Annotated in this window: 22 protein-coding genes; 17 read left to right on the forward strand and 5 right to left on the reverse strand. The window is 45.0% G+C overall.

From position 1 onward, the window contains the following. Nucleotides 1-366: 366 nt before the first annotated feature. The 15 genes from ACYQ2C_RS05695 (at nucleotide 367) to ACYQ2C_RS05765 (ending at nucleotide 19,389) form a co-directional block, all read left to right on the forward strand. A complete protein-coding gene (locus ACYQ2C_RS05695) occupies nucleotides 367-672 on the forward strand; it encodes a hypothetical protein (protein ID WP_460100432.1) in 306 nt (101 codons plus the stop codon). Between the two features lie 90 nt (nucleotides 673-762). After that, on the forward strand, nucleotides 763-2,850 hold the full coding sequence (locus tag ACYQ2C_RS05700) for a TonB-dependent receptor (RefSeq protein ID WP_460100429.1): 2,088 nt from the start codon (nucleotides 763-765) through the stop codon (nucleotides 2,848-2,850). A gap of 609 nt (nucleotides 2,851-3,459) precedes the next feature. After that, nucleotides 3,460-3,921, forward strand: a complete 462-nt coding sequence (locus ACYQ2C_RS05705) for a DUF6795 domain-containing protein (protein ID WP_460100426.1) — start codon at nucleotides 3,460-3,462, stop codon at nucleotides 3,919-3,921. A gap of 34 nt (nucleotides 3,922-3,955) precedes the next feature. Then, the gene (locus ACYQ2C_RS05710) at nucleotides 3,956-4,807 is read left to right on the forward strand and encodes a substrate-binding periplasmic protein (RefSeq protein WP_460100423.1); all 852 of its coding nucleotides are present in this window, start codon (nucleotides 3,956-3,958) and stop codon (nucleotides 4,805-4,807) included. A 300-nt stretch (nucleotides 4,808-5,107) separates the two neighbouring features. Next, nucleotides 5,108-5,830: a peptidase gene (locus ACYQ2C_RS05715; RefSeq protein ID WP_460100420.1), complete on the forward strand. Its 723-nt coding sequence runs from the start codon at nucleotides 5,108-5,110 to the stop codon at nucleotides 5,828-5,830. Between the two features lie 776 nt (nucleotides 5,831-6,606). Beyond that, the gene (locus ACYQ2C_RS05720) at nucleotides 6,607-8,061 is read left to right on the forward strand and encodes a circularly permuted type 2 ATP-grasp protein (RefSeq protein ID WP_460047223.1); all 1,455 of its coding nucleotides are present in this window, start codon (nucleotides 6,607-6,609) and stop codon (nucleotides 8,059-8,061) included. Between the two features lies 1 nt (nucleotide 8,062). After that, the gene (locus ACYQ2C_RS05725; RefSeq protein ID WP_460047222.1) at nucleotides 8,063-8,995 is read left to right on the forward strand and encodes an alpha-E domain-containing protein; all 933 of its coding nucleotides are present in this window, start codon (nucleotides 8,063-8,065) and stop codon (nucleotides 8,993-8,995) included. A gap of 72 nt (nucleotides 8,996-9,067) precedes the next feature. Next, nucleotides 9,068-12,496: a transglutaminase family protein gene (locus ACYQ2C_RS05730; protein ID WP_460047221.1), complete on the forward strand. Its 3,429-nt coding sequence runs from the start codon at nucleotides 9,068-9,070 to the stop codon at nucleotides 12,494-12,496. Between the two features lie 361 nt (nucleotides 12,497-12,857). Next, nucleotides 12,858-15,428, forward strand: coding sequence for a circularly permuted type 2 ATP-grasp protein (locus ACYQ2C_RS05735; protein ID WP_460100655.1), 2,571 nt, complete (start codon nucleotides 12,858-12,860; stop codon nucleotides 15,426-15,428). Nucleotides 15,429-15,434: 6 nt separating this feature from the next. Next, nucleotides 15,435-16,322: a transglutaminase family protein gene (locus ACYQ2C_RS05740; protein WP_460047220.1), complete on the forward strand. Its 888-nt coding sequence runs from the start codon at nucleotides 15,435-15,437 to the stop codon at nucleotides 16,320-16,322. A 27-nt stretch (nucleotides 16,323-16,349) separates the two neighbouring features. After that, complete coding sequence (locus tag ACYQ2C_RS05745) at nucleotides 16,350-17,012, forward strand: MOSC domain-containing protein (RefSeq protein WP_460100415.1); 663 nt, start codon at nucleotides 16,350-16,352, stop codon at nucleotides 17,010-17,012. Further along, nucleotides 16,996-17,442, forward strand: a complete 447-nt coding sequence (locus tag ACYQ2C_RS05750) for a thiol-disulfide oxidoreductase DCC family protein (RefSeq protein WP_460047218.1) — start codon at nucleotides 16,996-16,998, stop codon at nucleotides 17,440-17,442. Before ACYQ2C_RS05745 ends, ACYQ2C_RS05750 begins: the two co-directional genes overlap by 17 nt. Before the next feature lie 249 nt (nucleotides 17,443-17,691). Then, nucleotides 17,692-18,117 carry a cupin domain-containing protein gene (locus ACYQ2C_RS05755; protein WP_460100412.1) on the forward strand — a complete coding sequence of 142 codons (426 nt, stop codon included), beginning with the start codon at nucleotides 17,692-17,694 and terminating at the stop codon, nucleotides 18,115-18,117. Between the two features lie 312 nt (nucleotides 18,118-18,429). Then, nucleotides 18,430-19,086 (forward strand): hypothetical protein, encoded by a 657-nt coding sequence (locus tag ACYQ2C_RS05760; protein ID WP_460100409.1) that lies wholly within the window; start codon nucleotides 18,430-18,432, stop codon nucleotides 19,084-19,086. A gap of 18 nt (nucleotides 19,087-19,104) precedes the next feature. Then, complete coding sequence (locus ACYQ2C_RS05765; protein ID WP_460100406.1) at nucleotides 19,105-19,389, forward strand: hypothetical protein; 285 nt, start codon at nucleotides 19,105-19,107, stop codon at nucleotides 19,387-19,389. Nucleotides 19,390-19,477: 88 nt separating this feature from the next. On the opposite strand, the gene ACYQ2C_RS05770 is transcribed toward ACYQ2C_RS05765, so the two are convergent. After that, entirely contained in the window at nucleotides 19,478-20,026 is a 549-nt protein-coding gene (locus tag ACYQ2C_RS05770) for a hypothetical protein (protein ID WP_460100403.1), read from the reverse strand. A gap of 596 nt (nucleotides 20,027-20,622) precedes the next feature. Between ACYQ2C_RS05770 and ACYQ2C_RS05775 the strand changes: the two genes are divergently transcribed. Next, entirely contained in the window at nucleotides 20,623-21,000 is a 378-nt protein-coding gene (locus ACYQ2C_RS05775) for a hypothetical protein (RefSeq protein ID WP_460100401.1), read from the forward strand. A 308-nt stretch (nucleotides 21,001-21,308) separates the two neighbouring features. Here ACYQ2C_RS05775 and ACYQ2C_RS05780 read toward each other — a convergent pair whose 3' ends face one another. From ACYQ2C_RS05780 to ACYQ2C_RS05795, 4 genes are read right to left on the reverse strand one after another with little or no spacing between them, the layout of a single operon-like run. Next, on the reverse strand, nucleotides 21,309-21,473 hold the full coding sequence (locus ACYQ2C_RS05780) for a hypothetical protein (RefSeq protein ID WP_460047212.1): 165 nt from the start codon (nucleotides 21,471-21,473) through the stop codon (nucleotides 21,309-21,311). Between the two features lie 2 nt (nucleotides 21,474-21,475). Then, nucleotides 21,476-22,846, reverse strand: coding sequence for an ammonium transporter (locus ACYQ2C_RS05785; protein ID WP_460100397.1), 1,371 nt, complete (start codon nucleotides 22,844-22,846; stop codon nucleotides 21,476-21,478). A gap of 31 nt (nucleotides 22,847-22,877) precedes the next feature. Then, entirely contained in the window at nucleotides 22,878-23,723 is an 846-nt protein-coding gene (gene eutC / locus ACYQ2C_RS05790; RefSeq protein WP_460100394.1) for an ethanolamine ammonia-lyase subunit EutC, read from the reverse strand. A 9-nt stretch (nucleotides 23,724-23,732) separates the two neighbouring features. Then, nucleotides 23,733-25,130, reverse strand: coding sequence for an ethanolamine ammonia-lyase subunit EutB (locus tag ACYQ2C_RS05795; protein ID WP_460100391.1), 1,398 nt, complete (start codon nucleotides 25,128-25,130; stop codon nucleotides 23,733-23,735). Between the two features lie 322 nt (nucleotides 25,131-25,452). On the opposite strand from ACYQ2C_RS05795, the gene ACYQ2C_RS05800 reads away from it, so the two are divergent. Beyond that, nucleotides 25,453-26,388 (forward strand): helix-turn-helix domain-containing protein, encoded by a 936-nt coding sequence (locus ACYQ2C_RS05800; RefSeq protein WP_460100389.1) that lies wholly within the window; start codon nucleotides 25,453-25,455, stop codon nucleotides 26,386-26,388. The last annotated feature ends 103 nt before the right edge of the window (nucleotides 26,389-26,491 follow it).

The raw sequence follows: 26,491 nt of genomic DNA on the forward strand, positions 1-26,491 counted from the left end.
TTATTTGAAAATCGTATTTTCAAATTTTGCAGTAAATTTAAATCAGCAAAAATTATTCAGGCGTCTCGACCAGCTTCTGCCGGTTTTAACGGGTGTCGATTATTCCGCTGTTAGCCTGCGTCATTTTGCCGCACGCATACTGTAAACTAATAGCTCTATTAAAACGTCAATTACAGGAAGCTTAAAATAGACATTGCATCACGATAGTTTTTTTCAAAGGCTTTAGGGAATCCTAAACAACGGCTATTCGCTCACCTCAATTTGATAAGGGCTTGCTCGAATATTTACAGAACTACAGTTACATTTATTGCCTTTTTAAAGTAAATTACCAAACTCTAAATTTATCTTCTAAATTCTTGAACACAGATGTCACAATTGCGTCGTTTTTTAACAGCTCACTCGTCAGCCCACGTCGCCGTGCTGCTGGTCTTTTTGCTGTGGACGCAATTTGCTAACGCACATCATCTTGCCAGCCACAGTTATCAACCTTTTGCAGAGCAAGGTTTATGCGATTGTGCGCACTCACCAGCAGGCGCCATTCACACACTGACAACCCTAAACAGTTGCTCTGACACTACCGAACAAACCAACGTCAAATACTCCAATCCGATCTTATCCGCTCGGATTAATCACCGCTTTAGTATTCGCGCACCACCTTCCACTCAGCGTTAAGCGTTTTTTCTCAATCTAAAAGTAACTCACAGATTTAATATTATAAAAATTTGCGCTTTTTTAGCGTAGGTATTCATTTGAGTGGAATTTATGAACCGCCCTTTACATCGATTTACCCCAAAAAAATTAACTCAAGCCATTTCGGGATTGCCTTTCTTATTGTGTGCTGCAACCGGCTACGCGGCGCCAGAACATGAACAACATTTAACAGTAATCGAAGAAGTTGTTGTAACCGGCGAGCTGCAAAAAAAACTTGCCGACACAGCATTGCCAATTAATGTCCTCAGTGGCGAACAGCTCAACAACGATCTTGCAAACACGCTTGGCGATACCATCGACAGCTTACCCGGCGTGCAATCTAGCAGTTTTGGCGCAGGTGTTGGTCGCCCAATTATCCGTGGCCAATCGGGTAATCGAGTACGCGTGCTTCAAAACGGCATCAACACACTAGATGCCTCGTCGGTGAGTCCCGATCACGCCAACGGCGTAAACCCATTTGCCGCAGAGCGCATTGAGGTCTTGCGCGGCCCGGCAACCTTGCTTTATGGCAACGGCGCAATCGGTGGTGTCGTCAACGTTTTGGACAAACGCATTGCCTCGCAACCTCTTGAAGAAACAAGCGCTCGTATCCTGCAAAGTCACGACACCAATAACGACCAAAACACGACGGCATTTACCCTTGATGCTCCCGCCGGAAATTTCGCCGTACACGCTGACGGGACCATTTTCAACGGCAACGATGTGGAGATTCCGGACGGCAATTTTTTACCACCGTTTCAAGATGAAGATACAACCGGCAGGCTACGCAACAGTAATTTTGATGGCAAAAGTGGTGGCCTAGGCGCAACGTATTTCTTCGACAGCGGTTATATTGGTATTGCGGTTAGCGACTTACAGCAAGAGTACGGACTGCCGCCAGCTCCGCCAGGAGTCAGCGATGAAGAAGGTGTCGATATTCGCATCGATCTTGATCAAACTCGCTACGAAATTGAAACCGGTTGGCTTTTAAATGGCTTTTTTAACGAATTAAACGCTCATATTGGCTTCACCGATTATGAACATCGCGAAATAGAAATTGAACCTGAAGAAGAATTTGCCGAAGACGAAGGCGAAGAGGAAATCGGCACACGCTTTTTTAACGAAGGCTTTGACTCTCGTTTTACCCTAAAACACGGTAGCCCAAACAGCCAACACGGTGTTCTTGGCGTGCAAATTCAGGATCGAGAGTTCGGCTCTGAAGGCGGTGAAGGATATATCCTACCAACCGACATTCGTTCCTTTGCGGTGTTTGCGCTAGAAGGCTTTGAATACAAACAATTGCAACTGGAACTCGGCGCACGTATAGAAAGAACCGATACCGAGCTTTCTAGTGGTTGCGATCAGTCCGAGACAACCTTCAGCGCCTCGGCGTCGGCACTGCGTGATATTAGCGACAGCGCAAACGTTTGGATTTCGGCGAGCCTGTCTGAACGCGCCGCCACCGAAGAAGAATTGTTCTCGAATGTTAGCGAATCAACCTGTACCAACTTTGCTGAGCAAGATTTAATTGAACACGCCGCAACGCGCCGCATTGAAATTGGTAATCCCGATCTCGATACCGAAACCAGCCGAAACATAGAAGTTGGTTTACGCAAACACAGCGGCGAATGGACGGGTGAAATCAACGTCTTTTATAACAATATTCGCGATTACATTTTTGCAGGCTTCACGGATGATCCAGAAGTTATTCGCTACAATCAGCAAGACGCCGATTTCTATGGAATTGAAGCCGAATTTACTCAGCATTTATTCCGCGATAGCAATCAACATTTCGACCTTCGCGTTTTTGGTGACTATGTGCAAGGCGAGCTTGATGACGGTGAAGATGTACCAAGACTAGCACCCGCTCGATTAGGCGCAGAACTCAGCTGGGCCAGAAATCGTTGGTTTGCACAACTCTCAAGCGTCCAAGTGTTTGATCAGTCACGTACCAGCAGCAATGAAACCAAAACGGACGGCTATAATCGCCTTGAAGCCTTGATTGAGTACAACTTACCAATCAATGACAGCAATCTTGCGATCTATTCCAAAGGTAAAAACCTTTTAGACGAAGACATTCGAGATCACACCTCATTCACCAAAGACTCGGCCCCAGCCGCGGGTATTGGTGCCGAAGTGGGTTTGCGATTTACGTTTTAATTAGCTGGTACTCAAAGCAAATTAGGCTCTGATAAAGCCAAAATTTCTAGCGACTCAGGGACGAGTCGCCAATCTCTATTACGCTAGGGAATTGAGATGATAAAATCACAGGAATCTCGGGTTAACTCATCCATGCTTGAACCAGACGACAGAAATTAACGCCGCGATTTCCAATTTCTTCACAATTTCAATCACTTACTGTTCTCGAAATTGGCACATTCTAGTGTCGCAAGAAACTCTGGGTTGATCAGAGTTTTCTATGAAAAATAAATAATTTAGAGCCTACTTGTTTGTAATTTTCCAAAACTAGAATTCAATAAGGCTATGCTCGACACCCTTCTTTAACATCCGCTAAAAGTCCCTTAAAAACTCGTTAACGATGCTACGTGAGTATTTAAAAGACTCAATAACCTTCTAATTACTAATTTATCAATATCAACATTAGTGACAGCTTTTTAAAAAAGCTGTCACAATCTTGCCAGAGCACACATTTTTATCAGGTAAGGCACCATCAAATAAAAAATCTCCTAAACTGAAATGTATCTACTAATTCGCCATCAACAGCCTAAGGCTTACTTCTTATATACGGTTATTGACAAAGGTGCGCCAATGATGAATTCAACTACCGGGGATAGCGTGTGCCTGTTTTCTGCCATGTGTGGAATTATTACCGTCAATCAACAGCCCCAAGCGCATTTAACATTAACTCGAACTGCACAATGGCAAGGTATAGAAATCGATACAACCGTTACTGATGCTGACGGTTATTTTGAATTTCCGTCAATGTTCGTCAAAAACCGTAAAAAATTTCAAACCTCAACTTTTTTGGTAACTCAAAATATATTTACCGATTTTGGCAATAAAAACATTCGCCTGTGGTTGGGGTCAAAATTATTTCCACAAGAATTTTCTGAGTCTCGCGGCGAAATAATCTCGGTAAGAGGTGAACTCACCGAGCGGGAAAAATCCTATTCAATAAATTCGCAAGTATTCCTAACGTTATTTGATTGGGCAGTAGTAACCGACAGCATGTCAGCGTCTTTAAATACATTTAATTTAACCATTAACTAGCTTTTTAACGTCCTAAAACTTCATGAAAATTTCGATGCTTTTAAATCTCATCACCGCTCAAAACAGGGCAACAAAAGCGCGAATTATTGACGAAGTCATTATAAAAAAATTAAAACTCCATTATCACAGTCTTTGGCTCCTTGCTCTGTTCATCAGCGCGCAATCATTTGCACAGACTACCTCTTTAACGATGAGCTATGAGCAATGGCAGCCCTTTTATTACAGCAGCAACGGTAAGATTGTCGGTTTGGATATTGATATTGCACGAGAAATTCTCGATCAACAAAATATCTCCCTAGCCTTCAAACAGCTGCCATTCTGGCGAAGCTTGCCGAGCTTATATTCAGGAGAAATTGACTTAGTAGGCTCCATGGGTTTAACAGATAAACGCAAACGGTATCTGTTTTATTCGCAACCCTATTTTCGCGAACGATATATTCTCTATATCAATAACAAATTTTACGATCAGTTCAGCGGTCAAACCATAACGGAACTTTTAAGCAGAGGTTTTAGAGTAGGAGTAACTCGCGGCACATTTCACGGTGCTTTATTCGAACCTTTAAAAAAAGCCCAAGCATTTCACGATCAAATCATCGAAGTTTCCAGTGACATGCAAAACCACAAAAAACTGGTTAGCGGTCGTATCGACGGATTTATCCAAGAAAGCTCGTTGTTTGAAGTTAACAACAGCGTAATGAAACAACAAATAAACATCACTCCACTGCTGTTAATCGGCGAGACCGATCTGCACTTTGTTTTTAGTCGAGTCACAACAACCGAAACCATCGTGCAGCAGTTCAATGCTGGATTGCAGCAGTTAAAACAATCGGGACGCTATCAGGAAATACTCGCACGCTATCGATTAAGCGAACACGCTGTAGATTAATCATCCAAAATAGTTTTAATAGCAGCTCAAATCGACATTAACCGGCCATAACATTCACGCTTTAAAAAAGACTAGAATCCACCGTAGGCGATCTACCAAATACTGAGCTACTGCCTGCTCAATTGCGATAACCAATTGAAATGATTTAGGAACATCCGCTTAACTCCGCCATGATTTAATCACCGAGAAACAAGGCAGTAGGCCTTACGCCATTATTTTACCTGCGGCAAAATAACAGCAGGTGGAAGAATTAACTTATAATTCCTATACTCCGCTCCAAAAAGCTCAGCGAGAATGACAATGACCTATTGCGTAGCAATGAATCTCGAACAAGGTCTCTTGTTCGGTGGCGATACCCGTACCAATGCCGGTGTCGATCATATTTCCACGTTCAGAAAACTCTATACCTTCTCAAACGATAAAACTCACGCCTTGGTTATTTTGTGTTCAGGCAACCTCGGCACCAGCCAAGCCTTGATAGAGTTATTACGTAAAGAAATTCGAGCCAACGAATCCAACCTGCTTAATCATACGTCGCTGTTTGACTGCGCCAAGCACGTGGGTAAGCGCCTGCGGGAAATCATTCACGGTTATAGCGAAGAAGATTACGACAAGAAAGTCGATTTCTCTGGCAGCTTGCTATTGGGCGGGCAAATTAAAGGTGAAGCTCCGCGCTTATTCTTTGTCTATCCGCAGGGTAATTTTATCGAATCAACCCGCGAGACGCCTTACTTTCAGATAGGTGAACACAAATACGGCAAGCCTATTTTGGAACGAACCCTCGAATACACAACACCATTAAATATCGCCCTTAGCTCTATGGTTGTGTCTTTAGACTCGACCATTAAAAGTAATTTGTCGGTGGGGTTACCCATGGACGTGCTGATTTACGAAAAAGACAGCTTTAATCTGGATCGCTATCGTCGCTTTAATGAATACGATCAAGAATTCTTGGCCGCAAGAAAATATTGGTTAGACGGTTTACGTCGCTTGATTGAAGAATTTCCAGAACTAAAAGTTTAACCGAGTTTTCATTCGCATCTTTACGCACATGCAGCCACAACCCAATCAATCATTAGCGATGCTGCATGTGCACAGTTGGATTCTTACCAAATATCGCTATTGACCCAGCAAATAAACATTCAAATCTTCGGCAAATTCGCTCTCACCTCGATAACCTTACAGTTCAAAACAGTCGCCTTTCACTGTTGATCTATCGTAAAGTAGTTCTTAGAGGAAGCTGTGACCAGCCTAGAGTTTCCTGCGACACAAAGATGTGTCACCAATTTCAAGAACGGAATGTGATTGAAATTGTGAAGAAATTGGACATCGCCTTTTTCAATTTCTGCCGTCTGATTAAATCATGGCTGAGTTAATCAGAGATTCCTATAGTTTTTTTATTAGAAAAAATCAGAGAAAACTTTATTGGTGTGTATGGCGCAATTTAAAAATAATCCTGCACTTGCCGCGAAATTATCAAATGGCATAAATGCTGCTCTGAATTATGCAATATTCACCGAATTTAACCACGTTTGGCCCTTTCAATTTATGCGCAAACGTTATGCAACTAAAGCTAAGTCAATACATGACCGTGCACACATGGCATGCTTACCGAAATTTTGGATTGCCTAAGATGATTTATGATTTTTGCGTTAGGCAACGAGCTTCCAAGATATTTGCTATCGACAATCAATTATCGATGCGCAAACCGACAACACCTATAAGGCTACAACGCTTTATCGCTCCAGCAACCGCAACAGAATATTATAAATAAACGACCTAAAGGAGCTGTGCTCTAAATGAGTATCGAATGGAAAAATTATGAGTGCGCCGATCTCTATGATGAATTAATCAATAATAGAGGTAACCCGCGTCAGCCAGCCCGAAGACTCGCTAATTTTGTGAGTAAGTTAGGCGTTGAAGAATTACAAAAACGTCGCCAATTGGCAGACGCAACCGTTCAGGATATGGGCGTGAGTTTTACCGTTTATACCGACGAAGGTAATATCGACAGAGCTTGGCCGTTCGACATTATTCCCCGAATTATTCCAGCCAAAGAATGGAATCAAATTGCATTAGGTTTAAAGCAACGCCTAAAAGCACTCAATTTGTTCATTAACGATATTTATCATAAGCAGGAAATCATCAAAGATGGTATCGTTCCGGCTTACCTAATTCAAAATTCGAAGAATTTTCGCCCAGAATGCGTTGGCGTAAAGCCCGCTTTTGGTGTGTGGGCACACATTTGCGGCTCCGATTTGGTGCGCGATGCCGACGGCAAGATGTACGTTTTAGAAGATAATCTGCGCGTACCGTCTGGCGTGTCCTACATGCTCGAAAATCGTGCAGTTACCAAACGCGTGTTGCCAGAGGTATTTGGGCGCGAAAACGTGCTTCCGGTCGACGATTACCCATCAAAATTATTCGACATGCTCGCGGCTTTGTCGCCGCGTAAAGTGAAACAACCTGAAATTGTTGTACTCACACCGGGCATTTATAACTCAGCGTATTTCGAACATGCCTTTTTGGCGCAACAAATGGGTGCAGAGCTGGTTGAAGGCTCTGATTTGTTAGTGGATACCGATGACTGCGTTTATATGCGAACCATCCGTGGACGCGAGCGCGTTGATGTTATTTATCGACGCATCGACGATATGTTCATTGACCCAGAAGTGTTCAGTAAAGACTCCATGCTGGGTGTACCCGGACTCATGAGAGCGTGGAAAAAGGGCAATGTCGCGTTGGCCAATGCACCAGGTGCGGGCGTTGCCGACGATAAAGTCATCTACGCATATGTTCCAAAAATCATCGAATACTATCTGGGTGAAAAGGCGCTGATTCCCAACGTACCAACTTATTTATGTGACAACGAAGACGAACGCGAATATGTGATCGAGCATATTCACGAGCTCGTAGTGAAGCCTGCCAATGAATCTGGTGGCTACGGCATGTTAGTTGGCCCTCACTCCACCAAAAAAGATCAAGAAAAATTTGTTAAGTTGATAAAAGAAAACCCACGTAACTACATTGCTCAACCAACATTAATGTTATCGACCGCGCCAACACTTACCGATGGCGGCCGCCCCGAACCTCGTCACCTAGATTTGCGACCCTTTATTTTGCAAAGCAAAGATCTCTACGTTACCACCGGCGGATTAACCCGCGTTGCTATGGTGAAAGGCTCACTGGTGGTGAACTCTTCCCAAGGCGGTGGCAGTAAAGATACTTGGATCGTTGAATCGGAGGGCGTGTAAGATGCTGGCTAGAGTTGCAGAACGCCTTTATTGGGCAGCCCGTTATTTAGAACGCGCCGAAAACACCTCTCGATTAATTGGTGTGTACGATAATTTACTGTTCGACCTGCCAAAAGATTTACTGGATATCAGCTGGTTTAACCTTATTGAGCTCAACAGCAGCGCAGAAACTTTCAACCGGCGTTACAAGGTTCGAAGCGAACGCAATATTGTTAAGTTTTTGGTTTCCGATCCAGATAATCCAAGTTCTATCGCAGCATCGGTAAGGGCCGTGCGTGAAAACCTAAGAACCACCCGCGATGTGATTCCGCCGGCGGCCTGGGAACAGGTCAACGAGTTGTTTATTTACGTCAATAAGCATTCCCGCGATGGTTTATTACGTGCCCGCCGTCACGAGTTTTTAACCGAAATTATTGAGCGCTCGCAATCGCTAAATGGCCTGTTGCACGGTTCGCTGATTCGCGATGAAGCTTGGCAATTTATAAAACTCGGGCGTAATATCGAACGCGCCGATATGACAACGCGTATTCTCGACGCTGGAGCTGCGGTACTTGAAAATACCAAAGTATTTGAGACATCCAATCCGGCTCAAGTGATTTGGGGCAACGTACTGCGTTCAATCGATGCGTACATGAGTTATCGAAGAGCGGTAAAATCGACCGTACGTGGCAGCGATGTTGCTCGCTTTTTACTCGATGAAGAGCTTCTACCTAGGTCCGTGGCCTATTGCAGTCGGCAAATTTGTCAGGCAGCCACAAATCTTTCACAAGTCTCTGGTAGAAAATCTCCAGTTAACACCGACAAACTGCCCAAATACATCATCGAAAAAGAGGGTGATCTGGGTGCGGATTTTCGCAGCTATCTGAATGAGCTTCAGCTAGCAATTGCCGCAATACACGTGCAAATCTGCCAAACTTGGTTCCCTCACGACTAGATATTTTACTGGCGTGGCACTGTTGTCACGCCAACGCCAAACATATTCGCGTTCAACCTTCAGGAAAGCTTCATGGCCATTCGCGTCAAGTTACTACATAAGACTCATTATAAGTTTGACCGCCCCGTTAATATTTACCCACACGTTCTGCGGCTTCGTCCGGCGCCGCATTCGCGGACCAAAATTCACGGCTACTCGCTTAAAGTTCTACCCGAAGATCATTTCTTAAACTGGCAACAAGATCCATTTGGCAACTTTCAAGCTCGCCTGGTGTTTCCCGAAAAAACCAAAGAACTCGCCTTTGAGGTTGAAGTCATCGCCGACATGACGGCGATTAACCCATTCGATTTTTTTATTGAAGAATACGCCGAACATATTCCTTTTGTGTACGAAGAACAGTTGAAAAAAGAACTGTTACCGTACCTAGAGACCGAAGAACACGACAGCCCATTGCTGAAAAAATGGGTCGAATCGGCAATGCCCAAAGATGGACTTGAAATGCGCTCGATCGACTTTTTGGTTGAGTTGAACATGCGCTTACAACAAGAGATCGAATACAACATCCGCATGGAGCCGGGCGTTCAAAAGTGCCAAGAGACGCTCGAAAAGAAAAACGGCTCCTGCCGCGACAGCGCATGGTTACTGGTGCAGATACTTCGCCACCTTGGCTTTGCGGCGCGTTTCGCCTCTGGCTACTTGGTACAACTTAAATCCGATAAAGAATCTCTTGATGGCCCATCGGGCCCTGCCGAAGACTTCACCGACCTGCACGCTTGGTGTGAGGTCTATTTACCCGGCGCAGGTTGGGTGGGGTTAGATCCAACCTCGGGTCTGTTCGCGAGTGAAGGTCATATTCCCTTGGCCTGTACGCCTCACCCCGTCTCTGCGGCACCGGTTACCGGTGCGACCGGTAAGTGTGAAGTTGAGTTTGAATTCAGCAACGAAGTCTTCCGTATTCACGAAGATCCTCGCGTTACCAAACCTTATATAGAAGAAGATTGGCAGGCCATTCAGGCCCTTGGCAAAGCCGTAGACGAAGAGCTTGGTCAGAGCGATGTCCGCTTGACGATGGGCGGCGAACCTACTTTCGTATCCATTGACGATATGGAATCTGCGCAATGGAACACCGACGCCCTTGGCGACGACAAGCTGCGTTTGGCAAAAGATCTATTGCTGCGCTTGCGCAAGCGCTTTGCACCCAACGGTTTGCTGCATTACGGTCAAGGAAAATGGTATCCCGGCGAAGAAGTACCGCGCTGGGCGCTGGGCGTTTTTTGGCGTCTCGACGGCGAACCCATGTGGCGCAATACCGATTTGCTGGCTCGCGTTGATAAGGATTACGGCTATGGTTACCCAGAAGCCGAACAATTCGCTCAGCAGTTAGCGGTTAATCTCGGCCTTGCCGAAGACTTTGTACATACCGCCTTTGAAGACGCACTGCACTACGTTGATCTGGAAGAGCAGCTGCCAATCAATATCGACCCTACCACGGTTGACTTAACCGACAGCTTAGAACGCAAGCGTTTGGCCAAATTGTTGCGTCGCGGGCTCAACACCCCCACCGGTTACGTAATCCCACTGGCATGGGACTATGGCAACAGCAGTTGGATGAGCACACGCTGGGAATTCCGTCGCGGCCACTTGGCGTTGATTCCGGGTGACTCACCTATGGGATTCCGTCTACCGCTTGAATCTCTACCAGCACTGGAAGAAAAAATACTGGCGAAGTTCCGCGAGCCGGAGCGCGATCCGTTTGAAAGTCGTGAGCAACAAATTGTTGCTCCTTACGTTATTACCGACGAATACGGTCAAATCAGCCCTGGGCCACGCAATCTCATGACCGAGAGCGCAGATGCGACACTCGAAGAACGTTTTGGAAAACAGAGTAACGACGACGAGCTGCTTCGCTACTGGGTAAGCACATTGCGCACAGCCTTGTGCGTGGAGCCACGTGATGGCCGCCTGTATCTATTCTTGCCGCCATTACAGTACCTAGAGCACTATGTGGCGCTGATTAATGCCATCGAGAACACCGCGCAAGACCTCAACTTACCGATTGTGATTGAAGGTTACGAGCCGCCGAAAGATTTCCGTTTGCAAAAGCTGTTGGTGACACCTGATCCGGGGGTGATCGAAGTGAATATCCATCCGTCGCGTTCGTGGCAAGAATTGGTTAATAACACCACGGCTCTTTACGAAGAAGCCTTTAAATCTCGCCTAGGTACCGATGCCTTCATGGTAGATGGCCGCCATACTGGCACAGGCGGTGGTAACCACATCACCTTGGGTGGTTTAACACCCGCCGACAGTCCATTATTGCGCCGCCCAGATGTACTGCGCAGCTTTGTGACCTACTGGCAGCACCATCCGGCGCTTTCGTACATTTTCTCAGGCATGTTTATCGGCCCAACCTCGCAATCCCCAAGGGTTGATGAAGGTCGCGACGAAATGCTGTACGAACTTGAAATTGCCTTCCAACAAATGCCCGACGGCGAAGTTGCCCAACCTTGGTTGGTGGATCGCTTAATGCGAAACCTATTGGTTGATATTACCGGCAACACCCACCGCGCCGAATTCTGTATCGATAAACTCTACGCACCCGGTTCGGCCAGTGGTCGCCAAGGTATTCTGGAGTTCCGCGGTTTCGAAATGCCGCCGCACGAACACATGGCGCTGGTACAGGCACTGTTGATTCGGACCCTGTTGGCTCGCTTCTGGAAAGCCCCCTACAAGAAATCATTAGTACGCTGGGGAACAGAACTGCACGATCGATTCATGCTGCCACATTACGCCTGGGCCGACATGAAAGACGTTGTCGACGATCTCAACCGTCACGGCTACCCATTCCAGCTGCATTGGCTAGCACCGTTTGAAGAATTCCGCTATCCACACTACGGCCGTGTGCAAATCGATGATATCGAGCTAGAACTGCGCTGGGCCATTGAGCCTTGGCATGTTCTCGGCGAAGAAGTCGCCAGTTTTGGTACTGCTCGCTATGTAGACAGCTCTGTTGAACGTTTACAAGTTAAGGTTCGCGGCCTGACAGATAGCCGTTATGTGGTCGCTTGTAATGGCCGACGCGTACCGCTAACACCAACCGGACGTCACGGCGAATACGTTGCAGGGGTGCGTTATCGCGCTTGGGCGCCGCCTTCGGCACTACACCCAACCATTGGTATTCATGCTCCACTTACATTCGACCTGATTGATACCTGGAACGGTCTCGCCATTGGCGGCTGTACTTACCATGTAAGTCACCAAGGTGGACGCTCCTACGACGATTACCCGGTCAATGCCATGGCTGCCGAGACTCGTCGCACCAATCGCTTTGAGGATTTCAATCATACCCAAGGGCCATTTACACCACGCCCCGAGTACGATGCTATTCGCGAGTTCTTCCCGAACCACGAGCCACCAAGACCTATGGCTCCACCGCCGGAAGAGCCGACCAACGAGTATCCTTACACCTTAGACTTGCGTAAAAAACCATCATTTTATTGAGGCCTGTTATACTGAAACTGAGGACAAAAATGGTTAGTGAGAAAAACTTTCAGAGCTATCCATTTTTTTTGATAAGACTCGGTTACTGAAATCACTTAATGAAATATGAGAATTGAATGTCGTTGGAAGTTACTGAATAATGGCCGCCAGAACTTGGCCTAAGTCACTTAAATTGTTGGCAAGAAATTAGTTAACGAACATCGAACTTCAATCAAAAACGGGCTCACTTGAGCCCTTTTTTGTCTGCCACGTTTACTCACATCGATCTTGCAGAACAACCACAAATTGACAATAACATCGGCCCAACAGATCGAATAACTAGGCCTGAACATTTTTAAATATAAAGGTGCATGAATTGGCCATGGTACAAAAGCAGTCCCAAACAAATTCCATGCAAGAGCCGGAGCCGCTCAGGTTCTACAACACCTCAACGGAGCTGGACGAATCCATTGACGCCAGCGGAGTGCGGCAAGGTCATTGGCAACAGCTGGTCAGTAATTTCGAAACCTTGACCAAAAAAGCGCTCACGGAACGCTCCACTAAAATTCAGCGAATCCTTCGCGACGACGGCGCCATCTACAACGTTAACGGCGGCACCTCGGTTTGGGGACTCGACCCAATTCCTGTGGTTATCTCTCCGGCGGAATGGCAGAGCATCGAGCGCGGTTTGGTTGAGCGTGCACAACTGCTCGATTTTGTTCTCAAAGACATCTACAACAATCAAGAAATTATTCGCCGCGGCATCGTGCCGCCAGAAGTTATCTACAACCATCCCGGCTTTATTCGCGCCTGCCATCGCACCCATTTACCCGGTTCGCACCAGCTTATTTTCTACGCATCCGACCTAGTTCGCGGCCCAGACAATCAATTAATGGTGGTTGGTGATCGTACCCAAGCACCTTCTGGCAGCGGTTACGCCTTAGAAAATCGCTTGGTGATGCAGCGGGTCTTTCCGGTTATTTTCCGCGAACAAAACGTCTGTCGATTGCGCGGGTTCTTCAATACTTTACGCGAACAATTGCTGCGTCTGGCACCCGGTCGCAATCTTAAAAGTGGCGAAAGCCCTCGTGTGGTTATTCTCACACCCGGCGCCTACAGCGAGACCTTCTTCGAACACGCCTTTTTAGCCAACTACCTAGGCTACCCGCTGGTTCAGGGTAAAGATTTAACCGTGCGTCGCGGCTACGTATGGATGAAAACCCTCGATGGTTTATCACGAGTCGATGTGATTTTACGACGTGTTGACGATACCTATTGCGACCCCGTAGAGCTTAAGGGCGATTCACAACTCGGTGTTGCCGGGTTACTCGAAGTCGTGCGCGCCGGTCGTGTCGCCGTCGCCAATCCGCTGGGCAGCGGCATTTTAGAAAGCGGCGCCTTGATGCGTTACTTGCCAGATATCAGTCGTCACTTTTTTGGTCGTGAACTGTCTTTACCAAGCGCGCCCACCTACTGGTGTGGCGACAGTAACGACTTCAACTATGTTATTAATAATCTGCGTAAACTGCGCATAAAGCACGCGCATCGCCAGTTTGATTCCAACTCGACCTTCGGCGGCAGCTTGTCCGAAAACGAACTGGCGGCGTTAGCAACCAGCATTCGCCAGTCGCCACAAAATTACGTCGCTCAAGAATTTGTGCCACCGTCGCAAAGCCCAAGCTGGCGAAACAAAAATATCGAGGCCAGACCTTTTGCCTTACGAGCCTTTGCCGTTGCCAATGAGCAAAGCTACCAGATTATGCCCGGCGGCTTAACGCGCTCGGCGGCGAACATTAACGATCAGCTGATTACCAACCAATTGGGGGCAGTCAGTAAAGATACCTGGGTGCCGAGTCTCGAATCCGATCAAGAGGCGCAAGTAACGCCGTCAGCAAGCCTACAGCCTTATCGCAACATTGATGTCAGCCTGCCAAGCCGTGTGGTTGAGAATCTATTTTGGGTCGGCCGCTACAACGAACGCGCCGACATGGCCTTACGCCTGTTACGTACCGTATTTATGCAATTGAACGGCGCTCATCGCTTACCGGTAGAAGCCGAACGCTTGTTGCTCTATTCGGTGACACAATTAACCATGACCTATCCCGGCTTTAACGAGGCCAGTCAAACACTGTTTGAAAATCCAGAAGGCGAACTGATGAGCGTCATCTTGGATGAAAACCGCATGGGCAGTGTAACCGCAAGCCTAAAAGCCATGTTGCGTTCGGCCAGCGAAGTGCGCGAAATGCTCTCCAGCGATACTCAGCGCGTGGTAAACGATATTGACGACGAACTCTACAATCTCGCCAAAAATCTCCGTGCCAGTATTAATTCGGCACCAGAAGAAGCACTCGACCCAATGGTTACGGCGCTGCTTGCCTTAGCGGGATTGTTCAACGAAAGCATGTATCGCGGCATGACTTGGCACTTTTTAGAGTTAGGTCGTGCCTTAGAAAAGGTGTATCAGCTCACCACCTTGATGCGCTCACTGTTGGTGCCGGTCTCCCAGCACGAAGAGACACAAATCGTGTGCACCGAAGTCATATTAACCACCACCGAAGGCCTTAACACTTTCCGTCGCCGGTTCCGCAATGACACCAGCTTATACAACGTCTTGGCTACCTTGATGCTCGATCGCACCAATCCACGCTCGTTGATGTATCAATTGGAATACATCGGTGAATTGATAAAAGAACTGCCCAATCACAGCTCCAACGTACCTGAAATTGGCCGCGAAAGCCGAGCGCTTTTAGAAGCTGTATCGAGCATACAGTTGGCAGATATCAGCAAGCTGCTTGAGGTTAACGAACAAAACTCCATTCGTGCCAACCTTGATCAACTGTTGGTGAGAGTTCAAGAGCTGATGAAAAGCATGGCTCTGGCGATTAGCGATGTTTATTTCGACCATACAGCCGGGCCACAACAATTGGTGCAAAACCCTTGGAACATGGATTAGTCATCAATGATTTATCGCATTCGCCACATCACACAGTATAAATATGCGTCGCCGGTGAGCCTTGCTTACAATCTCGCCTGTTTGTTACCGAGAAATACCGAATACCAAACCTGTCTAGATCACCATCTAAACATAACGCCAACAGCAACGGCGTTAGCGCAGCGCAAAGATTACTTTGGTAATAATACCCACAACTTCAGTTTAGAACGCGCGCATACCGAATTAATTGTTGATATTCAATCAACGGTGCGCGTCGCCGACGTTCGATTAGTGGGTAGAGATTTAGAAATTGGCAACGCTTGGGAAGACAGCCTATTGCTCATGCAATCGAGTAAAGACGAAGCAACCCTAAGAGCGCGGGAATTTGTTTTGGATTCTGCGTTTATTAAAGCGCACAAAGAATTGCGCGAATACGCACTGCCATCTTTTACAAATGGCAGGCCGTTATTATCGGCGGTACGTGATCTCACCCACAGAATTTTTACAGACTTCACCTATGATCCTGGTTTCACTAACGTAAGCACACCGTTAGACGAAGTACTACAGCATCGCCGCGGCGTCTGCCAAGATTTCGCGCATTTAGCCATTGGCTGTCTCAGATCAATGGGTTTTGCAGCGCGTTATATCAGTGGTTACCTCGAAACCATTCCACCTCCCGGACAAGAAAAACTGGTTGGAGCCGATGCATCTCATGCGTGGTTTTCCGTATTTTCGCCAACCGAAGGCTGGTTTGAATTCGATCCAACCAACGACAATATTCCCGGCCCTCAGCACATCACCACTGCATGGGGACGAGACTACGCAGATGTTTCGCCCTTAAAAGGTGTTATTTTTGAAGGTGGCGGCTCACAGAGTTTACTGGTTTCTGTAGATGTACAACGGTTAGAAGCATAATAACCTGACCTACTTGGATGCAAGCCCATGAAAATAGTCTCAACTAACATCTCAGAGATCAAAACCGTTGAATACCAAGGCGAGCTAATTACCACCGGTATTTTTAAAAAACCCACCACCGAAACAGTCTATATCGATTCCGAAAATATTCACGGTGACGCTCAAGCCGATCTCGTAAATCACGGCGGTATCGATAAAGCAGTGTATGCTTTCTGCGACTCTTATTACGAATACTGGAAAACACAATTAAAAAATCCCGATTTAACCTTTGGTGATTTTGGCGAAAACTTTACCGTAACCCATTTACACGAAGACCAAATATATATTGGCGAACACTATCAATTAGGCAGTGCCATTTTAGAAGTAAGCCAGCCAAGAGTGCCTTGTTTTAAATTAGGCATGGCCTTAAATAATAAAAAATTACCGAAATTATTTATTCAGAATTTTGCAACCGGCGTTTATTTTCGAGTCGTTGAACGCGGCAATGTAACCACCGGTGATGAAATTAAACTTGTTAAACCTGTTGATCACAAGGTCTCGGTTAGAACCTTGTTTAAAGCCTTTTTTGACAAGCATTTTGAAAATCGCGAAGCTATTTATCAACAAGCGGTTGATGTACCCGAACTCGCCAACGAGTGGCGGGAAAAACTGGTAAAACGACTTGCAGGTATTGATGCGCAATTTGGCTAACGACAACAGCGTTAATTTTATACCCCACATTGAGCGCGACGACCATCTTGTGCTTTTTGATGGGGTATGCACACTGTGCAATCACTGGTGTGCATTCCTCTTAAAATTCGATAAACAGCAAACATTCAAACTGGCCAGTGTTCAATCCGCAAAAGGCCAAGAGATTTTAAAATATCTAGAAATGCCCACCAACGATTTCGAAACCATGTTGGTCATAGGTGAATATCGCATCTACAGTAAAAGCGATGCCTTTTTTTATGTGATGAGCAAACTGCCTTATCCGTGGAAAATATTGCAATGTCTCCAAATATTCCCGCGCAGTCTTAGAAATTATTGTTACGATAAAATCGCCCGAAATCGCTATAAAATCTTTGGCAAAAAAGACTACTGCGCGCTACCAAATCCCGCAGATCAACACCGTTTTTTATAGGAAACTCTGATTAACCTAGAGTTTCTCGCGACACATGGATATGTCGCCAATTTAAAGAACGGTAAGTGATCGAAATTGTGAAGAAATTGGAAATCGCATTGTCAATTTCTGTCCTCATGAATTACTCGAATCGCCCATTAACTCATCCACGATTTAATCAGAGGCTCTTAAAAGAACCTTTGGTACAATATACCGCAACATACCGCAACGTTCTTGATTACATCGTTATCGTTTGACCAAAGGCACACCATGAGCACTCCTAAGCACGAACAGACAATAACTCTTAGCATTTTGTCTTCACCAACAGACGCAAATACCGGTCAAACCGGCGCATCGATTTTTACAGAGCAGTTTCTGTCTCTTGAAGATTACAACGGCTTATTTATTACACCCAGAATCAATGCTCTTAATTTTCGCCATCGCTTAAGTGAACCGAATTATTTTAGCGATTGGCATGTTGCCGGTGATGCAACGCTGATTATTATCCGCAGCGGTACCTTACGAATTGGCCTGCGCAACGGCGATTACAGAGATTTCTCTGCGGGCGACATGTTTATCGCCAAAGACCGATTACAAGCCGACGAAGTGTTTAATCCGACGCTACATGGCCACACCGCGGCGGTTATTGGCGAACAACAACTCACCGCAGTACACATAAAATTAGCCGAAGACTAACCAATAGCCTCTACAGATTACTGGTACGCGAGCAAGATCCAAATCAAAACAGCATGAATTTGCCATCAATAAACAGGTAGAAACATAGGTCGTTGGGGCGCAAAATCAGACTCATCTTAAAGGCAACTTAGATTCACCAAGCGCTTTCAGTCGCGCAAAGTCGGCCAAGCAAAGATAGGACAGCAAATTCAAGAGCTGTAAATGCTCGCAATGATGGTGAAGAAATTAACAATCGCATAATCAATTTTGGCTTCTGATTAAATCATGGATGAGTTAATCGGAGATTCCATAAGTCTGTAACAGAGGTGCATCATGCATAAAATCATAAAAACAACCCTTTTATCGATATTTGTACTGATTGGCGGATGCGCATCCATACCGCCAGAAGCCCCCGAGCTATCGGCCGAACTTGGCCGCAGAATATCGGCCATCGAGGACGCTAACATTACGTTGCTAAAGCGCTTTTTTGATCAAAAACGCCGCGAAGTGGATAAGTTCATCGAAGACGAGTGGGTACCAGAATTTGCCAACCAAGTTTTCTCTAACCCTGCGATCGCTAACGCTTGGCAAATTATTGTTAGAGAAGACGATCCACAACAACGACTGATGTTTTTGATCAGCACCGGGCCAAAATTACAACAGAAAATCAACGAAAAGCGCTTAGAACTGATACAACCGCTGGATGATCTAGAACGCCGCATAGAAACGAAAATACGCGACGAATACATCCAAGCGCGCGCGCTCAACAACAGCATCACCAGCTTTCTGCTATCGGCGTCAGAAGTGGCAGAGAACCGAAATCGCTATCTGGAATTAGTTGGCGTAAGCGACGACAGCCTAGGACAACTCATCGACAAAACCGACGACGCCGTCACCGACCTACTCGATAAAGCCACCGACGTTAAAAACAAAGTTACCAGAGCCGAAAACTTCTTAGAAAAAGTTCGCGAAATCCGCGACTCTATTTAACACATTGGAGAAGCCGAAATGCCTATTGATTGGAACACCTTCAACAACGAACTCGACATCGCAATTATCAACGCAGCCAATGCAACCGACAAAAAACTGGCTTCGCAAATATCCTCAATTACACGCTTAACCGATGAAGAAATTCAGGAGCTTTTTCCAGAACCAGCAGATGTTAAAAAACTCACGCAATTATTGGAGATTGTTAAATCGGCAGAAGATCGGAATACCAAAATCAACAAAATTGTTGATAATTCAGAGGAATTTGGCGGGATAGTACTAACGCTATTGGAAAAATTGGCTTGAGCTTTAAAGTTTACACTTATTAGCTTCAGCCCGCGTAAAAAGCCTCTGATTAAATCTGTTAACCAGAGGCTTTTTTATCAAAGACGATTTATTGGTGCAGAGATACTTCTTCAGAACCAATATTTAATTCGGATAATTTACTCAGCAATCCTGCAATATTTTCTTTACCAGAACCTTCATTGGCAAGACGTAGTCTAGTTGCAGCAATAACGGCATCGCCAAAGCCTGCGGTATAGGGCGCAACAATGGTTTCATCAAAAACTACATCACCGGTTGCAATATTGATTAATTTATATTGCACGTGAGTTGTCACCTTAAAATCAATACCAATAAAAGGTTGCTCTACTTTTAACATTTGTACTTCCAAACGGTATTTACCGGTCTCAGAATATAAGCCCTGTAATTTTAGACTTTCTTTCACAGCACCGGCAAAAGACTCATTACCAATTTGAGAAGTCCAGGCAGGATTGGTTTTTTTACCACCGGCAACCTCACCCAAATTTAAGTTATTTTGAATTTCTTCGGAATATTCTTTTTGATCGCCTTGGTAAACCATATTTTGCATCTTGGCACCACTTGCACAACCCCACAAATAGGTACAAAGAAACGCCACACCCAATAATTTAACTAATTTCACAGACACATTCCTTAGATAGATTAATAAACATTTTTATTTTTTATTACCAGCAGCGACTAAACTCACTTAGAACATAAAGCGCATTTAATACACTTTAGAAACCTCTGATAAACTCTTTTGTGACCTAATCAGAGGCTCCTTTACGGTATTTTATATACCACATTTAACATGTTCTCTTGAAGTACAAAAACGCCTCTAACTTGATATTTTAACCAGACTCGTCAAACACCAACGCAAAGCTAACACTTTAGTTTATTTGCGATCGACTCAACGAATAGTGACCCTATACACCAGTAACGATAATCACACTAAGAATCAAAAAAATCTCAACCCGATGGACTTTTAAACAGCAGTTTACAACCGAGTAATTACACGCATTAAAAAAATGATTGTGATTACATTGAAGAATTACGACCTTTTAAAAATAACTAATCTTAATAAATGAATTTTTTGACAAGCGAATAATTTCTGAAAAACAGCTTTCCAGAAAACATAAAAACGCATAACCACATATGTAATGTTTTGTAATTCTTAAAATAAAAATTTATTCGTATTATTTTTCACACAAACACAAAGCAAGTATTTTGGAGAAAAATATGTCTACGATTAATTACACACAATCTTTAAAAATCAGAATCAATCAAGTTGATAACCGATTAACCATGGTATTAAACGCTGACAACCCTGTGGGAGAAGGCGGTAAGTTCTTTCAGGTTTGCGACATGATCGCAAATGGCGTTGGTTATGGCGGCGGCAGCTCAGATACAATAATCGACATTACCGGAATTACACGCACCATCCAAGGCAGTATCGGCAACGCACCTGTGCCTCTATCCGTTGTTGGTGCCAACTACCAAGGTGGTGGCGGCGTTTCGGTAACCATTATTGCCGACAATGAAGAAGTACAAACTATTGGTAATAATTTAAATGCTTGGCAATCAGAACAATGGATGGTTTATTTAAAAGCCAACTAATTTTTAGAACATTTAAATAATCGAGAGCCATCAATAACACAGGGACGGGTTAATTGGTGTCTCTTGATAATTTGGTATTTGTATAGGAACCTCTGATTAACTCATTCATGACTCAACCAGAGAAAAGCAATTAAAAATATGACTTTCAATTGCTTTACACGTTTGATTACTTATGGTTCTTGAAATTACTGACACATCCTTGTGTCACAAAGAAACTCTAGATTAATTACTCTATGTATTTCTTATGCACTTATCGAGCGCAAACAAAAAACCCGGCTTACGCCGGGTTTTCTTTTTCCATCTAACAATTATTTAATATTTTTAAAGGCTTTATCTTCGTGTTTTTTAATGGAGTAAATTAAACCAGCAACAATTGCAGCGGCACCAACAGAAAATAGTACAAGCATGGCTGGGTTGTTTGCGAAGGTGAAATACGCACTGACGTTTTCCCAGCTGGTAATTGATGTTCCCATTATTAAGCTCCTTGTGGTTCTACGTTAGCAAGTTTATTAGGGACTTCAGAAGGAGTCATTGCAGGTACGCTCGCTTCTGGGTAGGGTTTGGCAAGAATTTCTACTTCGTCGATACCAATTTCTTCGGCTTCTTCCGGTACACGCAGCATGTTCGCCGCTTTTAGTGCGTAAGAAATAACATAGCCAGGTACAAAACCTACTACTGCCATGACAACCGCACCAATTAATTGGCCAACGAAGGTAATGGGTGGTACGCCCTCACCAACGTTTGGCATACCACCAGCAAATACACCGACTAATACCACAGCCACAAAACCGGTAAAACCGTGCACGGCAACCGCACCTACGGCGTCATCAATACCTAGGTTTTCTAGGAATTTCGCAAACTGTACAGCAACAACGCCCATTACGGTGGCGATAATAAACGCCAAGCCTGGGTCGTATAAATCAAGACCGGCGGCAACCGAAATGATACCGACAAGACCGCCAGACATTGTCCAGAATGGATCGCGGGTTGCGATGTAACAACCAATCACACCACCAGCAAAACCCATTAGCGTGTTAAAAGCAAAGGCTGATAGGTTGGTTGGCGTGTTGTAGATGGTTGTCCAGCCGGTTTCACCGCCGTTGAAAATAATGCAGCCACCTAGGAACCCGAAGAAGCCGAAAATAATCATCATCAAACCAATTAGGGTCATTGGTAGGCTGTGTGGCGCGATGGTTTGAGCAACACCGTTAATAAATTTACCTTTACGAGCGCCTAAATTAATTAATACGCCTAAGGTAAAGGAGCCTGCAACCGCGTGCACAACACCCGAAGCTCCAACGTCGTGGTAGCCTAAATCGGTGAGCAGCCAACCGTCTGGATGCCAACCCCACGCGCCGGCCAAAATCCAAATGGCGCTGCCTAAAATAACCGTTAAAATTAAAAACGCACTAACGCGAATCCGCTCAATAACCGCGCCCGATAATATCGATCCGGTTGTAGCGCCAAACAATGCAAATGCTGCCCAGAAAATACCGGTGCCCATATCGGTAACGTCAGGCCCCATGCTTTTTGCCCAAGGTAAAGCGGCTGAAGCTTCGGCGGGAATTAGACCGCCTGGGAATGCGTTATAGATCCACCAACCGAACAAATAAAAGGTCGGAATAATAACGGCCAATGCCAAAATATTTTTGATACCCGCGGCCAAAGCATTTTTACTGCGCGAAGCACCCATTTCATAGGCCAAAAATCCGGCGTGAATCATGATCATAATGGCGGTACACCACCAGTAGAACACTTCAACATTCATCGATTGATGCATTTCAAAAACCGCTTGCTGGGCATCCAATGCCGCTTGCAAGGATTCTAATGTAGGAGCGTCAGCCATAGAATTACCTCTTATTTACATATATTTAAAATTATTGTTTAGAAAACAGCAGAAAACTGCCTTCGGACTTTTCAATGATTGAATCGGTATTATTACTGCGGTCTTTAATCGCCACGCCCGAGACATTCAAGCGTTTTGCCTCAGTGAGTAGATACAAAGTTTTTTGCGCGGCGTCTCGATGCGAGAGACCGGCTTTACGTACATTAGAAATACAGTTGCGGCGGTCGTCTTTTAAACCCGGCTCCGGCGCCCAAGTTAAATACAACCCTAAGCTGTCGGGCGAACTTAATCCGGGGCGTTCGCCAATCATAATGAGCGTTGCGCGCGCATTTAATAAAGCACCAATTTCATCGGCGATGGCTACGCGACCTTGCTCCACCAAAACAATGGGTGCAAGTTGCCATGGCTCATTAGTGCTTGAAAGCAATACTGCTAATTCTTGAATAAATTCGTTGGCGTTTTTTTCGATTGCTGTTGCCGATAATCCATCAGCAACCACCAGTGCTAAATCGTAGGGTTTTAAGGTTTCTTCCTTACCTTGAAGAGCCAGCCTGGATTCTTCATCAAGTTTTCTGCCTAAATCGGGCCGTTGCAAATAGGTCATGCGATCAATGGCTTGGCTGTGAACTTTAATGGGCGAAGCCGAATTTAATATCGAAAACTGTTCCGATGTTTTTGCCAATTCGTTGGTTAGCGCATCGAAATTCAACGGTAAATGCACAGCATCGCGTGCACGAGCATGGGCTAACTGAAATTCCAATAATTCTTGGGTTGGCACACTGACGCCGCTTCTGCCTAAACCGATACGCGCATCGGTAAATTGGCGCAGCGTTTTCCACGGATTAGCAATAACAGAATTGTTTTTATTACTCGTCATCGCAGGCTCTTAATGTTCGGTTGAGGTTAACTTTAAGGTTTGCGAAAACGCCGCGGGTAAGTGTTTATTTAAACGTGCACCTCGGGCGTCACTCATAATGGCCATTTTCTCTAACCATTGCTCATATTCCGGTGCGGCACCTAAACCCAAAACACGTCTTGCGTATAAGGCATCGTGAAAAGACGTGGTTTGGTAATTCAACATAATGTCGTCGGAACCGGGAATTCCCATCACAAACGAGCAACCAGCCGTTGCTAACAGCGTTAAAAGATTATCCATATCATTTTGATCGGCTTCGGCGTGATTGGTGTAACACACATCACAACCCATGGGCACACCCAATAATTTCGCGCAAAAATGATCTTCTAAACCCGCACGGATAATTTCTTTGCCATCGAACAAATATTCCGGACCAATAAAGCCAACAACGGTGTTCACCAGAAACGGATTAAATTTTCGAGCCACAGCATAGGCGCGTGCTTCACAGGTTTGCTGATCCAAGCCGTGATGAGCATCGGCAGAAAGTGCACTGCCTTGGCCGGTTTCAAAATACATAACATTATTGCCGACGGTGCCACGTTTTAAACTGAGCGCTGCGTCCTGTGCTTCTTGCAGCGTTGCTAAATTAAAACCAAAACTGGAATTAGTGGCCTCGGTACCGCCAATGGATTGAAAAACCAAATCTACGGGTGCGTTATTTTCGATACATTCGAGCGTGTTAGTTACGTGAGTGAGCACACAGCTTTGCGTAGGAATTTCGTATTCCTCAATAACCGCAGCCATCATCTTTAATAAACGTGTTGCTTGGGCAACGTTATCGGTGGCGGGATTAATGCCAATAACCGCATCGCCACTGCCGTACAACAAACCGTCTAAAATGCTCGCCGCAATTCCATTCATATCATCGGTGGGATGATTAGGTTGCAAACGTGTCGATAATCTTTTTGGCAAACCTACGGTATTGCGAAAACGCGTCACCACTCGGCATTTTTGCGCAACCAAAATCAGGTCTTGGTTGCGCATAATTTTGCTTACCGCCGCCGCCATTTCCGGTGTAATAGCCTGTCTAACCCGCGCCAGCGTTTCAGAATCGGTTTCATCAGCAAGTAGCCAATTTCTAAAATCGCCTACGGTTAAATGCGATATTTCTTTAAAAGCCTCAGCGTCGTGCTCATCAATAATTAATCGCGTGACCTCATCTAACTCGTAGGGAATCAAAGCTTCGTTCAAAAATTGCTTCAATGGCACATCTGCCAACGTCATCTGTGCGATTACTCGATCTTCTGCACAGGCAGCAATAACCCCAGCAAGGCGGTCGCCGGAGCGCGCAGGTGTTGCCTTAGCCATAAGCTCGGCAAGATTTCTAAATTGCCAGGTTTTTGATCCCAGTGTGTATCGATACGTCATTCAAAAAACCCAAATGTGTGTCGTAAATGCCCGAAAAATAATAGCGTTCGCCGTGAACTCGTTACCCCCAGAAGTATTCGCACAACACTTGGTTAAACAACCAAACACATACTTTGGGGCAGAAATTGCACACGACTAATCGTTAACATTGCATTTATTCATATATGTTGCAGTGCCATAACTGTGCCTTGGCAGTATCGAAATTTGGCAAAAAAATTTTATTGGTAAGCCTCGATAAGACGTGCGAAACATCCGTAAAATAGTAAATTAACGAAATACTAAGATTGTTAATGCCCAAATAACTCTGGAACCATTAGTAGTAATGCACTCGAATACAACACAGAAGCACCCAATTTGGTGCACTCATGAAGCTGGCGATGCTGAGGAGCAGGCGGAAAACCTGCGCAATTGGCAACAACAATACGCGCAAATGAGCAGTGGTAAGTTTTACGGTTGTATTAAGGAAATGATCACACCGGAGATACATCTGTTTCACGAGTACACCAATCAGCGGCTCATTCAACACTGCAATGTTTGGCCAGATGCTTTATGGCTTGGATTTTCTGCGGACGAAAAGCACTGCAAAATAAATCGTCAAGAAATAAAGACCAATCAATTAATGTTGCGTCCCGGTGATTGTGATTTTGAACTGATTACACCAGAAAACTTTAATATACTCGGCATTGTGGTTCGGCTTGATGTTTTACGAACCCATGCAGCCGCTCAACAATTGCTATTGCCCGAAAACTTTGAAGACTGCGCAAGTAAAACTTGGCAGGATGGAAAGGTCACACAATTACGAAATCGTATTTTAGCGTTAATTAATCCAGTGCAAAAAAATACAAACGACTGTTTTTCTATTATCGATGACATTTTGGAATTATTCAGTGTACCCGATAATAAAATCACGTTTAAGGTAAGTGCTAAACGGAAAAAAAATGCGTTTGATACCGTTGTCGATTTAATTGATTCGCACCCTGAGAAAAATTTTACAATCACCGAACTCTGTGAAAAAACTTACATGAGTCGTCGTTCTTTACAATACTGTATTGAGGAAAACGTAGGTTTAAGCCCGGTTAAATTTATTAAATGGAGCAAGCTCAATCGCGTTAGAAAAGAGCTGTTAAAAATACAGTCTGACGAACTTACCATTTTTGAAATCGCTCAAGGCTGCGGATTTACACACGCCGGACAGTTTTCGAAAGATTATAAAGCGCTATTTGGCGAAACACCTTCTCAAACTTTGGCACATAAATAATCCTTACAAATACTTCTTTAAAACCGCTTGGTTTCAAGTAATAACTGCAATCAATTATGCAGCAAGTAAATCTACTCGCTGCCCTAAAAATAATTCATTCGGT

Source organism: Sessilibacter sp. MAH3, assembly GCF_054658275.1.